Below are 13,236 nucleotides of genomic sequence, written 5' to 3'. Positions count from 1 at the left end.
ATCGATTTGTTATATCAACCGTGGCCGATCTATTACTGGGTAGTTTCAGCCGACCCTGAACTGCCGGGTCAGGGATTCTATGTGACTGACCGACGCCTCCAGCCGCTCACCAGTGGCCACCAGTTCCTCAATGCCGTCCAGGTTCTCGGTGGCTGCGCCGCTGATTTCATTGACCTGCTGCGCCACCGACTGGCTGACACTTTCCTGCTCATCCATACCATGGCGGATGCGCTCCGCGCCCTGATGAATCTGGCCCATGGCGTCGCGGATACGAACCGCGCCGTCCGAAACGCTCTCCATCACATCGCGCACGGATGCCAGGCGTTCAAAGCTGGCGTTCATGGAGGCCACCGTTTCGGCCGCCTCATGCTGGAGGCCCTCCACCAGCTCCCGGATAGTGTCAGTGCTATCGGTGGTTTTCTGCGCCAGCCCGCGCACTTCATCGGCTACCACGGCAAAACCACGACCGGCCTCGCCGGCCCGGGCTGATTCAATCGCCGCATTCAGAGCCAACAGGTTGGTCTGGTTGGCGATGTCGTCGATGGCCGCGGTTATGCGGCCAATATCGAGCGATGCCTGCTCCAGTTGCCGGAGCTTGGCAGCGGTGCGTTCGGTATCGGTCTGCAGGGCAGCCAGGCTGGCCATGCCACGCTCGGCTGCCGCCTGGTTATCCGCAACCTGCTCGTTAACATCGCTGACCAGCTCATGGGTGGTGCGCACGGAGTCCGCCACTTCCCGGGCTGAGGCTTCCATTTGTGTCATCGCCGCGGCAATGGCTGCCAGATCATCAGACTGCCGTCGGGTACGATCCTTGAAATCCCGGGCGAAGCGTGAGTTGTCGGTGGCAATCACGGATATGTCGGTACCGGCCTGTTGCAGGCTCTGAATCACGGTACCCATGGCACTCGTCAATTGCGCCAGTGACGCCTTCAGGCCGATGAATTCACCGGATGCCCGGAAATCCGGCGATTCCGAGTAATCGCCACTGGCCATGGTGGCCAGGTGTTCCTGCGTCTGTTGCAGCGGCCGGCTGATCATCCGGCCAAGCACGAACGAGACCACAGCGGCAAACACCACCAGGGCCGGCAACAGCACCATCACCAATTGCACCGCCGTCTGGGCAGAGGTATCAAGATTTACGACCGTAGCTGCAGCCACATCGGATACCACCGTCCCAAGCTGTTCCAGCTCCGATGCCAGCTCCTGCAGGTTCAGCTCCACGTCAGCAATGCGCTGATCCAACGTCAGCTTGCTTTGTCGGAACCCGGAGTACTGGCTAATGATGCCCTCGTCCTGATTGATGGACGCAAGGAACGAATCCATCAAAGACGGCAGACCCTCAAGCCTGGGCACCTCCTCTGCCAGCGCGCTCATATCCTGCTCTATGGTCACCGTATTGAAGCGCAGATTCTCAACGATAGCGTCCAGGCGCTCTGCGTCGTCCGTGCTGACCATTTGCATGATCAGCAGTTCCATGGTGGTCAGGTTTTCCATGACGGTCGTGAACAGATCGCGCACGTAAATGTCGCGCCCGGCCGGCTCCGTGCCTTCACGCACCAGCAGTCGTTTCATCTCCGCATTGTTGGCCAGGAAGGATTCCAGCCCGGCTTCAACCGCGCTGGCCACGGATAATATAGAAGTCTTGAGTTCAGCCAGGGTGGTCACCGAGGCCTCCAGGGACGCCAGCCGATCGCTTGCCGTTGACCGAAATTCGGCAACCGAGGCAAGGTCCGAAGGTAGTGTGCCTTTGACCAGGTTGTGCAGGCCTTCGCGCATGGCTTGCACCCGCACTGTTAATGCCTGTTGTTCTTCATTGAGCTGGCTTTCCGTCTCCGCTGAGACCAGCGCCAGGGCAAGGATACCGGTCTGTGACCGAAGGGTTTCAAGGTGCTGGATACTCTCGTCCAGAGGAAAGACGTCCGATGTCAGTTGTTGGGTATTGGTGGAAAATGCCGACAGTACCTTGAGGTTAAAGCCGCCGAGCAACGCCATGATCAGGCACAGCAAGCCAAAGCCAACGTACAGCCGGGTAACAAGGGACATTCTATTCATTGTTATTCACCCCTTCCGCCAGCTCGGACGCTGACGGCAAAAACACGGTGAAAAAGGGCCGGCAGGATCACCCCGGGGAGGGGGCTACCTTGAAATGCTTGAAAAGGGGGGGGGATCAATAAGCAACCGGCCAAAACCCACCGTGACAACGGTGCTCAGCCTGCCGCAAGCGGAGAGCGTCGCTGCGGCAGGCCTCGCTCTTCAGGAGCCAGCCTTAGTTGGCCTGCTCCCAGGTCTTCAACAGCTCATCATAAGCGATGGTCTGCCCCTGCGGTTTTTCGTTCTCCAGCCTGGGCTTGGGTGATCCCGGCTGGTCAAACCAGTACTGTGGGTCGCGCGGCTCGTTGAGTTTGGGACCACAGTTTGGCATTACCTTGGCACGCTCCAAACGCTGCATCAGGCGATCCTGTGCCTCTGCCAAACCATCCAGAGCCGCCTGAGGAGTAGCCTCACCACTGGCTGCCTGGGCGATGTACTGCCACCACAGCTGGGCCAACTTGGGATAGTCAGGTACGTTGGTGCCGGTCGGCGTCCACTGTACCCGCGCCGGGCTGCGATAGAACTCCACCAGGCCACCCAGCTTCGGCGCCATTTCGGTCATTTCATCAGAGTTGATGTCAGACTCGCGAATCGGCGTCAGACCTGCAATGGTCTTCTCCAGTGACACAGTCTTGGACACGGTGAACTGCGCATACAGCCAGGCAGCCAGGCGACGCTTCTCAGGAGTGGAGTTCAGGAAAGTCCAGGAACCCACGTCCTGATAACCCAGCTTCATGCCCTCTTCCCAGTAGGGTCCACGGGGAGAGGGAGCCATGCGCCACTTGGGCGTGCCGTCTTCGTTCACCACTGGCAGACCGTCTTCGATCATGCTGGCGGTAAAGGCGGTGTACCAGAAGATCTGCTGGGCCACATTACCCTGAGCCGGAACCGGGCCCGCCTCGGAGAAAGTCATGCCCTGCGCTTCGGGCGGTGCGTAATCTTTCAGCCAGTCCACATATTTGGTGGTTGCAAAAACCGCAGCCGGGCCGTTAGTGGCACCGCCACGACTGACGCTGGCACCGACCGGATGACACTCCTCAACCCGAATGCCCCACTCGTCCACCGGCAGACCATTAGGCAAGCCCTTGTCGCCGGCACCGGCCATGGAGAACCAGGCGTCGGTGAACCGCCAGCCCAGGGACGGGTCTTTCTTGCCATAATCCATGTGCCCGAAAACACGCTTGCCATCGATTTCTTTCACGTGAACCGTGAAAAACTCCGCAATGTCCTCATACGCAGACCAGTTAACCGGTACACCCAGGTCGTAGCCGTAGATGTCGCGGAACTGCTTTTGCAGATCCTCACGCTCGAACCAGTCGGCACGGAACCAGTAGAGGTTGGCGAACTGTTGTGACGGCAACTGGTAAAGCTTGCCATCGGGGCCGGTGGTGAAATCCAGGCCAATGAAATCATCCAGGTCCAGGGTCGGCAAGGTGAAGTCCTTGCCTTCACCGTTCATGATGTCCTCAACGGCGACCACTTTCCCGTAGCGGAAATGGGTACCGATCAAGTCGGAATCATTCACGTAACCGTCGTAGATGTTCCGGCCGGATTGCATCTGGGTCTGCAGTTTCTCGATCACGTCCCCTTCCTGAATCAGGGTGTGGGTCAGCTTGATGCCGGTGATCTCGGAGAAAGCCTTGGCCAGAACTTTGGATTCGTATTCATGGGTGGCAATGGTTTCGGAAACCACATTGATTTCCATACCACGGAACGGCTCAGCCGCTTTGGCAAACCACTCCAGCTCTTTCAATTGTTCTTCCCTTGACAGGGTTGACCGCTTGAATGCCTGGTCTACCCACCTCTCAGCTGCTTCGGCATACTGATCGGCCATGGCCTGAACGCTGATGCCCATACCAGCGGCGCCAATGGCTGCACTGAGCAGCAGGGCTTTCGGATAGTTATTGTTCTTGAACATATCCAACCTCGTTGATGTTGTTTTTGAAGAGGCCTACCTGCGTTGGCAAGATGCCTCCGCGTTTATAGCGCGCTTGTCGCTATCCGGTTACCGGATTCGACACTGACGAATCCTGATTTTCGGTCCGCTCTGATCGAATACGATCATAAATGAAAAAATAGTTCGTTTTCGAAATCTTTACAAGCTTTTTGATCTGTTTTTTTTAACGGTATGTCCGGAGCCTGACAGGCTCCGGACATACCGGTCTCAGCCCCAGCGCATCAGCACCAGAAGCCACGCCACAGAGACTGCCAGAGCTACCCAAAGGGTAATATCACTGACCGCAAGAAAGGTCAGATGAATGTAAGCGGCCGACAGCAATCCGATGAAAAGGCGGTCACCTCGGGTGGTCGCGATGGGCAGAAAACCTTTCCTTTCCGAACATGGCGACACAATTTCATACACCGTCATGACCACCAGAATGCAGGCAATGACTGCAAAGAAAATGGCAACAGACGGTGTCCAGTTCATCCAGTCAATCATCTGTGCTCCTCCTTATACCCGGCCCAGGGCAAAGCCCGTGGCCACGTGATTACGAACAAACCAGATCACCAGCAGGCCCGGGATGATGGTCAGTACACCGGCTGCGGCCAGTACACCCCAGTCTATCCCGCTGGCCCCGATGGTTCGGGTCATAATGGCGCCAATCGGTTGCGCGTCAACCGACGTCAGGGTTCGGGCCAACAGCAGTTCCACCCAGGAGAACATGAAGGCGAAGAACGCCGTCACGCCGATGCCCGAGCGGATCATGGGCAGGAAGATCTTCACGAAGAACTTGGGAAAGCTGTAGCCATCAATATAGGCCATTTCATCGTATTCGCGCGGCACACCAGACATGAAGCCCTCCAGAATCCATACCGCCAGCGGCACGTTGAACAGGCAGTGTGCCAGCGCCACCGCAATGTGGGTGTCGAACAGCCCGATGGACGAGTACAGCTGGAAGAACGGCAGCAGGAACACCGCAGGTGGCGCCATCCGGTTACTCAGCAGCCAGAAGAACAGATGCTTGTCGCCCAGGAACTTGTATCGGCTGAACGCGTAGGCCGCCGGCAAAGCAACCAGCAGCGTGATCACCACGTTCATGGACACGTACATCATCGAGTTGATGTAACCGTTGTACCAGCTGGGATCGGTGAAGATCACAATATAGTTGTCAAAGGTAAATTCCTGGGGCCACAGAGTAAGCCCCCCCAGAATCTCCTTGTTGGTTTTGAACGACATGTTCAGCAACCAGTAGATCGGCGTCAGTAACAGCAGGATAAACAGGGTTATCCCGATGGTTTTACCTCGTGTCTGTTGCATCGCAGGCTCCTTATTTTTCTTTGTCTGCGTGGGTGATCGCGGTAAAGAACAGCCAGGAAATCAGCAGCACGATCAGGAAATAGATCAATGAGAACGCCGCCGAACGCCCGAGATCAAACTGGCCAATGGCCATGGTCGTCAGGGTCTGGCTGAGGAACGTGGTTGAGCTTCCCGGACCGCCACCCGTCAGTACGAACGGTTCGGTGTAGATCATGAAGCTGTCCATAAACCGCAGCAGGAAGGCGATAATCAGTACGCTTTTAAGGCGCGGCAGCTGGATGTAACGGAATACCGCCCATTTTGACGCGCGGTCGATCTCCGCCGCCTGATAGAAGGCCTCCGGAATGGCCCGCAAACCCGAGTAGCACAGCAGAGCCACCAGGGGCGTCCAGTGCCAGACATCCATCAGCAGCACCGTCAGCCAGGCGTCCAGCGTGTTGCGGGTGTAGTTGTACTCGAAACCCAGGGCATTCAGGCTCCAGCCAAACAGACCGATATCGCCACGTGCGAAGATCTGCCAAATGGTGCCGACCACGTTCCAGGGAATCAGCAGCGGAATTGCCAGCAGTATCAGGCACACTGAGCTTTTGATGCCGGATTTCGGCATCATCAGCGCGACGCCAATACCCAGGGGAATCTGGATCAGCAGCACCGCGCCGGAGAACAGAAACTGGCGCACCAGTGAATTCTGGAGTCGCTCATCACTGAGAACCTCCTTGAACCACTCGGTCCCGACAAAGAAACCCTGCCCAGGACCAAAAATGTCCTGCACTGAGTAGTTCACCACGGTCATCAGCGGCACCAGGGCCGAGAAAGCCACCAGGAGGAAGACCGGCAGCACCAGGAACCAGGCTTTGTTGTTAGGTGTTTTCTGCATCACTTCTGCTCCTGTACCAGGAATTCGTCCACATAGAGCTTCAGCCACTGGCGGGGGAACAACAGATAAATCTGCTCTCCCTGGGCGGCACTGAACTCCTCCGGCTGACGCACTTTCAACTTCTCGTGATCGAGCTGCACGGTCACAATCTTGTAGGTGCCAAGGTCTTCCACATCCACCACAGTGGCCGGGAAAGTGTCGTCTGACGGCAATGAAGACACCTCGACAAACTCCGGCCGGATACCGATCTTGATGTTCTCGGACTTCAGCCGCTGCAGCAGCTCAACCTGCCAGTCATCCAGTGTGACCACGGTACTGCCGAAGCAGACGCCCCGGGGGCAACGCTTGACCTCGATGAGGTTCATGCCGGGGCTGCCGATGAAGAAGCCCACGAAGGTATGGTTCGGCTGCTCAAACAGCTCGGTGGGGGTGCCAAACTGAACAATCTGGCCGCCGTACATCACCGCTATCTTGTCGGCAAAGGTTGAGGCCTCGAGCTGATCGTGGGTGACGTACACCATGGTGATGTCGAACTGCTCGTGAATCTGCTTGAGCTTGCGGCGCAGCTTCCACTTCAGTTGCGGATCGATCACGGTCAGAGGTTCGTCAAACAGAATGGCGGAGACGTCTTCCCGCACCAGGCCGCGGCCCATGGACACTTTCTGCTTCTCATCCGCCGTCAGGTTCTTGGCTTTCTTATACAGCTTGCCTTCAATCTCCAGCACTTCGGCGATTTCATGCACCCGGGCCTTGACCTTCGATTCCGGCACCTTGTTATTGCGCAGCGGAAACGCCAGGTTGTCGAACACGGTCATGGAGTCGTAGATCACCGGGAACTGGAACACCTGGGCGATATTGCGATCCCGGGGAGACAATTCGTTGACCCGCTCGCCGTCGAACAGAATGTCCCCTTCAGACGGCTGCAACAGCCCGGAGATGATGTTCAGCATGGTGCTCTTGCCGCAGCCGGACGGCCCCAGCAGAGCGTAGGCACCGCCTTTATGCCACACGTGGTCCATCTGGCGAATGGCGTAGTCATCCGGGCCAGACGGGGTGTCGGTGTAGCTGTGGGCCAGCGATTTCAGCGTTATCTCAGCCATCAGAGGGGCCCTCCTGTTACCTGGGACGGTGTATGCACCAGTTGCTCCTGCTGATCGAACACGAACAGGCGGTTGATCGGCAGATAGATCTTGATCGGTGCGCCGGTGTGGTACTGGTGCACGCCCATCAGCTGCAGCACCATCTCAAAATGGCTGTTGCGTACGTGCATGAAGGTCTCGGAGCCACTGATGTCGCTGAGCTCCACATCCATCGCCATTTCCAGATCATCCTCTCCGGTGGGTACCAGGCCAATGTGGCTGGGGCGAATGCCGAACCAGTAATCGCCCGGCGCAAGCTGTGACAGCTCCTGGGTCAGCGCATGGTGGGAGTACTCGTCGAAGGTGACTTCGGTGGCGGTCACCCGGCCACGGATCAGGTTCATCGGTGGCTCGCTGAACAGTTGTGCAGCCAGGGTGTTCACTGGAGCCCGATAGACGTCCATCACCGGTCCGCTCTGGACCACCCTGCCCTCATGCAGCAATGTGGTGGTACCACCCAATGCCAGCGCTTCGTTCGCCTCCGTGGTGGCGTATACCGCGATGCACTGGCGCTCACGGAACAGCTCCCGCAGTTCGGCCCGCAGTTCTTCACGCAGTTTGTAGTCCAGGTTCACCAGGGGCTCGTCGAACAGGACCAGAGTGGCGTCTTTAACCAGCGCCCGCGCCATGGCCGTGCGCTGCTGCTGGCCACCAGACAGCTCCAGCGGGAACCGCTTGAGCAGCGGTTCGATGCGTAGCATGGCGGCGGTTTCCCTCACCCGGCGGTCAATTTCCGACTCCGCCATTTTGGCCAGCCGCAAAGGCGAGGCAATGTTTTCGTAAACGGTCAGGTTCGGGTAGTTGATGAACTGCTGGTAGATCATCGAAATGTTGCGTTCCTGAACGCTCTGCCCGGTCACATCGGAGCCGTTGTAGACCAACCGACCCTCTGTGGGCTGGTCCAGACCCGCCATCAGGCGCATCAGGGACGTTTTCCCCGCCAGCGTGCGGCCGAGCAAAACGTTGAAGGAACCTGCCTCGAAGGTCAGATTGGCGTTGCGGATGTAATCCACGCCATCGACCTCGCGGGAGAGATTCTCCAGTATCAAGGACATAATCTTTCCTTTTTGTTCTTGTTGAAACGTAACCCGGCCCGCTGTGCGCAAACCGGACATTCGATTCCGAATCGACTTAGGCAAACACCGTACCAAAGGCGCCTAAAACGTACGCATTACCACGTACTTTATTGATTTCAAAGTAATAAAAACTTTACTTGCGTGATCGTATTCGAACATTCATTTTTCGTTTAACAATAATTTGTTCATTTTGAACATTGACCTGAACAGGTTTTGCGCACATGATTGAACAGTCTTACCGTCGATTTGCACACATCATTGTGGCTATCAGGCGCATTGACGACTAACCGAACAACAAAACGAAACCGATCCCGGTACCGACTCACCAGCCCCGGGGAAATGAGCAGGACCATGCCAAAAGACCGCTATGCCGACTATCGGTCGGTCATTTCCGACTCCTGGAACCGATGCATTGCGTTTGGCCTTGACCATGACCATCAGCCAGCAACACCTGCACCTGCAGACGGCGTGTTGGCGGAACTTGAAACCCGGTTTCAGGAGCTGCGTACGGCAACCGAAGCCGAAGTCGCGCCCTATTACCGCAATGTGCTCTCGAACAGCCGATGCCTGATCCTGCTGGCGTCCATGGATGCCACGGTGTTGCAGCGCTGGGGCGATGAGCGGATCACCGATACCCATCTGAAGCCCTGGTTTCAGGTGGGTGCCAACTGGCAGGAGCAGACCTGCGGTACCAACGCCATCGGAACCGCCATTGCCACCGCGTCGGCGGTCCAGATCCAGCGCAACGAACACTTCCTGAAGGTACACCGAAGCATCATTGGCTCTGCGGCACCGATCTTCGATGCCACTCGCCAACTGGCCGGGGTTCTGAGTGTGTTCAGTGACGCCTATCTGCCCCAGGCCCACACCCTGGGCATGGTGCGCCTGCTCTCCCAATCGGTGGAAAACCGGCTGATTGCAAAACAGCACGGGGAGGAATACATACAGATCACCCTCAACACCACCGCCGATAACTTTGACAGCCCCTGGTCCGGCATTCTGGTCACCAACGATGAGGGCCAGGTGGTGGCCAGCAACCAGCGGGCGGATCAGTTACTGGGCACGGTCACCCTGGGGGTCAGTCTGGACGACCTGTTCACCACCCACCGCAACCACATTCTCGGCCATCCGGAACACCAACCCTTACAGTTGCTGACCCACAACAAGGTTCGTCTGAGCGCACGGATCAAACACCCCACCCGGATTCTGGATTCGGCAGCAAAAGCTGTCCCGGATACACCGGCCGACCCGGCACCCAGTCCAGACCTGATTACCCTCGACCGGCTTGAGTTCGGCGAGCCCTCCGTTCGGCGCTGCGCAGAACAGAGCATGAAGGTTCTGGACCGGGACGTACCGCTGCTGATCACCGGCGAGACTGGCGTAGGCAAGGAAGTGCTGGTAAAAGCACTGCACCGTGCGTCCAGACGCCGGGAACAGCCATTGGTGGCCGTCAACTGTGCGGCGATTCCGCCGGAGCTGGTTGAATCTGAGCTGTTTGGTTACGAGGCAGGCGCTTTCACCGGCGCCCGGGCACAGGGTGCACAGGGTCTGATCCGCAAGGCGCACAAGGGCATACTGTTCCTGGACGAGATTGGCGAGATGCCATTGGCCGCGCAGTCCCGCCTGTTAAGGGTGCTTCAGGAGCGGGTGGTGACACCGGTTGGCGGCACCAGCAGCGTACCGGTGGACCTGCTGCTGGTCACTGCAACCAACCGACCATTGTCGGAGCGCATTGAGACCGGCCATTTCCGGGCCGATCTGTATTACCGGATCAACGGTCTGTGCGTGCGGTTACCCCCCCTGCGGGAACGGGCCGATAAACGGGCTCTGATTCAAAGCCTGTACCTACGGAACCGGGAGCCGGGGCAACCGGAGGACTTGTCGCCAAAGGTACTCGCCACCCTGGAAAACCACCCCTGGCCGGGTAACATTCGCCAGTTGGTCAACGTGTTACGGGTGGCCGTGGCTCTGGCGGACGGCAATGATATTCAGTTGTGGCACTTGCCGGAGGATTTCCTGGCGCAATACGACGCCACGCGGGATAACACCCCGTCACAGCCAGCACCCACGGCGCCGGAGCCCATCGAGGTTTACCGGCCGGGCATCACCCAGCCGGATGCGGTTGCCGAGGCCGGTGAGCCGTCGCAGATTCTTCAGGTATATCAACGCTGCAACGGCAATGTGTCCCAGACCGCGAAGGCACTGGCGATCAGCCGGAATACCCTGTACAAGCGCCTTCGCGAGCTGGGCGTTCGGTAATCAGAGCTTCTGGACGGCCTGAATCCAGCCATCGTATAACTGGTCACGGTGCTCTTTGGTCATCACCGGCTCAAAGCTTCGGTTACACCGCCACAGGCTGGCCAGCTCTTCCAGAGAGCCATAGACCCCGGCCTGCAGGCCCGCCAGATAGGCGGCCCCCAGCGCAGTGGTTTCCACCAGTGACGGCCGGTCCACCCGGGCACCGAGAATGTCTGCCAGGAACTGCAATACCCAATTGTTAGCCACCATGCCACCATCCACGCGCAGAGTGGTCGGGCGCAAGCCGTCTTTCTCCATGGCTTTCTGCAGGTCTTTGGTTTGGTAACACACCGATTGCAAGCCGGCAGTGACAATCTCCTTAATGCCGGTATCCCGGGTCAGGCCAAAAATCGCACCGCGGGCATTCGGGTCCCAGTAGGGTGCTCCCAGCCCGGTAAAAGCGGGCACCAGATACACACCGTGGTCGACCGGTGTACCCTCTGCCAGCGGCTCGGTTTCGCAGGCATCGCGTATCAGACGCAGACCGTCCCGTAACCACTGGATGGTGGCGCCGGCAATAAAAATACTGCCTTCGAGTGCATAGGTGGGTTTGCCATTTACTCGGTAGGCAACCGTGGTCAGTAACCGGTGTTCCGATTGCAGCGCCTGATCTCCGGTATTGAGCATCAGGAAACAACCGGTGCCGTAGGTACTCTTGGCCATGCCGGTTTCATAGCAGGTTTGCCCGAACAATGCCGCCTGCTGGTCGCCAGCAATCCCCATCACAGAGATGCCCTTGAGCGGACCTTCCAGGGCGATTTGTCCAAAGTCGGCAGCAGAGTCCATCACCTCAGGCAGCAAGGACACCGGAATTCCAAACAGCTCCAACAGCTCTTGGTCCCATTCCTGGGTATGGATATTGAAAAGCAGTGTGCGACTGGCGTTGGTGGCATCAGTGCGATGCACCTGGCCGCCGGTCAACCGCCAGAGCAGGAAAGTGTCAACCGTGCCAAAAGCGAGTTCGCCCCGCTCTGCCCGTTCACGAACCCCGGCCACGTTCTCCAGAATCCAGCGGATTTTGGTGGCGGAAAAGTAGGGGTCTACCAGCAACCCGGTCTTGCTGCTGACCCAAGGCTCCAGGCCTTCGGCCTTGAGAGATTCGCAATACGAGGCGGTGCGCCGGTCCTGCCAGACGATGGCATTGTAGACGGGTTCGCCAGTCTTGCGGTCCCAGACCAGTGTGGTCTCGCGTTGGTTGGTGATACCAGCAGCAATAACCTGGTCGCCGGAAACGCACTCCTCGTTCATCACAGCGTGACAGGTTTCGACAACCGAATTCCAGATATCCTCTGCAGCATGCTCAACCCAGCCACTGGCAGGAAACTGCTGTTGGAACTCCTGTTGTCGGGTGGCGTGGATGTTGCCCTGCAGATCAAACAGAATGGCCCGGGAACTGGTGGTGCCCTGGTCAATGGATAAGATGTACTGACTCATAGCATGCATGTCCTCAGTTCTTATTTTTTCGTATTTTTACTTTTTTGAACATTTTTTCCAAGCAATTTTCACCATGAGAGCTCGGATTTACGTCTTATCACGGCAAAAAAGCTGCATAACCTGCTGAAAAGCACTAAACTTTAATCTTAAGTTCAGCCGCGCAAGCGCGTGGAGGTACATTCACACACGAACGGAGGAAGGTTGCATGGCACAGCGGCGCCGGCAGGATCTGATCATGGAGATGATCCAGAAAAACGGTTTTGTCACTACCGAGCAGTTGGTTGACCAGTTCAACGTAACTCCCCAGACCATCCGACGCGATCTGAATGACCTTGCCAAACAGAAGAAACTGCGCCGGCACCACGGTGGCGCAGGCATCGATTCGAGCACCGTCAATACCGCCTACCAGGCTCGCAAGATCATGGATCTGGAAGCAAAAGAACGCATAGCCGAAGCCTTGGTGGCACAGATTCCCGACAACTCCTCCATGTTCATCAACATCGGTACCACCACCGAAACCATCGCCAAGGCGTTGCTGGAAAAGAACAACCTGCAGGTCGTGACCAACAACCTGCACGTGGCGTCGATCCTTTCAGCCCGAGAGGATTTCCACATAATCATTGCCGGCGGTGAGGTACGTCATCGTGACGGTGGCATTGTGGGCGAAGCCACCCGGGATTTTATCAATCAGTTCAAGATGGATTTCGGTATCATTGGTATCAGCGGTATTCACAGCGACGGCTCATTGCTCGATTTCGACTACCGGGAAGTGCGTGTGGCCCAGTCCATCATTTCCAACTCTAATCAGGTACTGCTGGCCGCCGACCACAGCAAATTCGGCCGCAATGCCATGGTTCGTCTTGGCAGCATCACGCAAGCCGACCATGTGTTCACAGACGAGCAACCGCCGGTGGAAATCCGCCAGCTACTCAAAGAGCACAACGTCGAACTGCACATCGTCTAACCGCCCGGCAACGGCTGTTCGGTTTTACCTACGCTTCTGATTGCCCTGCCTGTTGCTCGGTATTGGTGCCGAGCGAACAATGTGACCGCCCTCTTCTT

10 protein-coding genes are annotated in these 13,236 nt (G+C 57.5%); 2 read left to right on the top strand and 8 right to left on the bottom strand.

Annotated features, from left to right (window positions below):
• Window positions 1-45 precede the first annotated feature (45 nt).
• The 7 genes from C7H10_RS15080 to C7H10_RS15050 form a co-directional block, all read right to left on the bottom strand.
• Complete coding sequence (locus C7H10_RS15080; protein ID WP_106695516.1) at window positions 46-2,052, bottom strand: methyl-accepting chemotaxis protein; 2,007 nt, start codon at window positions 2,050-2,052, stop codon at window positions 46-48.
• 214 nt (window positions 2,053-2,266) lie between these two features.
• The gene (locus C7H10_RS15075; RefSeq protein ID WP_106695515.1) at window positions 2,267-4,009 is read right to left on the bottom strand and encodes an ABC transporter substrate-binding protein; all 1,743 of its coding nucleotides are present in this window, start codon (window positions 4,007-4,009) and stop codon (window positions 2,267-2,269) included.
• 246 nt (window positions 4,010-4,255) lie between these two features.
• Window positions 4,256-4,531 (bottom strand): DUF2160 domain-containing protein, encoded by a 276-nt coding sequence (locus tag C7H10_RS15070; RefSeq protein WP_106695514.1) that lies wholly within the window; start codon window positions 4,529-4,531, stop codon window positions 4,256-4,258.
• Between the two features lie 12 nt (window positions 4,532-4,543).
• Window positions 4,544-5,350: a carbohydrate ABC transporter permease gene (locus tag C7H10_RS15065; protein ID WP_106695513.1), complete on the bottom strand. Its 807-nt coding sequence runs from the start codon at window positions 5,348-5,350 to the stop codon at window positions 4,544-4,546.
• A gap of 10 nt (window positions 5,351-5,360) precedes the next feature.
• On the bottom strand, window positions 5,361-6,227 hold the full coding sequence (locus tag C7H10_RS15060; RefSeq protein WP_106695512.1) for a carbohydrate ABC transporter permease: 867 nt from the start codon (window positions 6,225-6,227) through the stop codon (window positions 5,361-5,363).
• Window positions 6,227-7,327, bottom strand: coding sequence for an ABC transporter ATP-binding protein (locus tag C7H10_RS15055; RefSeq protein WP_106695511.1), 1,101 nt, complete (start codon window positions 7,325-7,327; stop codon window positions 6,227-6,229). Before C7H10_RS15055 ends, C7H10_RS15060 begins: the two co-directional genes overlap by 1 nt.
• Window positions 7,327-8,421 carry an ABC transporter ATP-binding protein gene (locus tag C7H10_RS15050; RefSeq protein ID WP_106695510.1) on the bottom strand — a complete coding sequence of 365 codons (1,095 nt, stop codon included), beginning with the start codon at window positions 8,419-8,421 and terminating at the stop codon, window positions 7,327-7,329. The genes C7H10_RS15055 and C7H10_RS15050 overlap by 1 nt, the downstream gene beginning before the upstream one ends.
• Window positions 8,422-8,793: 372 nt before the next feature.
• Here C7H10_RS15050 and C7H10_RS15045 point away from each other — a divergent pair, with 372 nt between their 5' ends.
• Window positions 8,794-10,701, top strand: a complete 1,908-nt coding sequence (locus tag C7H10_RS15045; RefSeq protein ID WP_106695509.1) for a sigma-54-dependent Fis family transcriptional regulator — start codon at window positions 8,794-8,796, stop codon at window positions 10,699-10,701.
• Here the strand turns inward: C7H10_RS15045 and glpK are convergent, their stop codons facing one another.
• Window positions 10,702-12,174 (bottom strand): glycerol kinase GlpK, encoded by a 1,473-nt coding sequence (glpK, locus tag C7H10_RS15040; RefSeq protein WP_106695508.1) that lies wholly within the window; start codon window positions 12,172-12,174, stop codon window positions 10,702-10,704.
• A gap of 205 nt (window positions 12,175-12,379) precedes the next feature.
• Here glpK and C7H10_RS15035 point away from each other — a divergent pair, with 205 nt between their 5' ends.
• On the top strand, window positions 12,380-13,138 hold the full coding sequence (locus C7H10_RS15035; protein WP_106695507.1) for a DeoR/GlpR family transcriptional regulator: 759 nt from the start codon (window positions 12,380-12,382) through the stop codon (window positions 13,136-13,138).
• The last annotated feature ends 98 nt before the right edge of the window (window positions 13,139-13,236 follow it).

It is taken from the genome of Marinobacter shengliensis (assembly GCF_003007715.1).
GTDB lineage: Bacteria > Pseudomonadota > Gammaproteobacteria > Pseudomonadales > Oleiphilaceae > Marinobacter > Marinobacter shengliensis.
The sequence above is the reverse complement of the archived record's forward strand: the minus strand, read 5'-3'. Positions and strand labels throughout refer to the sequence as shown.

Bases quoted from the DNA above. Each gene is read 5' to 3' on its own strand.
- C7H10_RS15070 (WP_106695514.1), bottom strand. From the start codon at position 4,531: ATGATTGACTGGATGAACTGGACACCGTCTGTTGCCATTTTCTTTGCA.
- glpK (WP_106695508.1), bottom strand. From the start codon at position 12,174: ATGAGTCAGTACATCTTATCCATTGACCAGGGCACCACCAGTTCCCGG.
- C7H10_RS15055 (WP_106695511.1), bottom strand. From the start codon at position 7,327: ATGGCTGAGATAACGCTGAAATCGCTGGCCCACAGCTACACCGACACC.
- C7H10_RS15075 (WP_106695515.1), bottom strand. From the start codon at position 4,009: ATGTTCAAGAACAATAACTATCCGAAAGCCCTGCTGCTCAGTGCAGCC.
- C7H10_RS15060 (WP_106695512.1), bottom strand. From the start codon at position 6,227: ATGCAGAAAACACCTAACAACAAAGCCTGGTTCCTGGTGCTGCCGGTC.
- C7H10_RS15050 (WP_106695510.1), bottom strand. From the start codon at position 8,421: ATGTCCTTGATACTGGAGAATCTCTCCCGCGAGGTCGATGGCGTGGAT.
- C7H10_RS15080 (WP_106695516.1), bottom strand. From the start codon at position 2,052: ATGAATAGAATGTCCCTTGTTACCCGGCTGTACGTTGGCTTTGGCTTG.
- C7H10_RS15065 (WP_106695513.1), bottom strand. From the start codon at position 5,350: ATGCAACAGACACGAGGTAAAACCATCGGGATAACCCTGTTTATCCTG.
- C7H10_RS15035 (WP_106695507.1), top strand. From the start codon at position 12,380: ATGGCACAGCGGCGCCGGCAGGATCTGATCATGGAGATGATCCAGAAA.
- C7H10_RS15045 (WP_106695509.1), top strand. From the start codon at position 8,794: ATGCCAAAAGACCGCTATGCCGACTATCGGTCGGTCATTTCCGACTCC.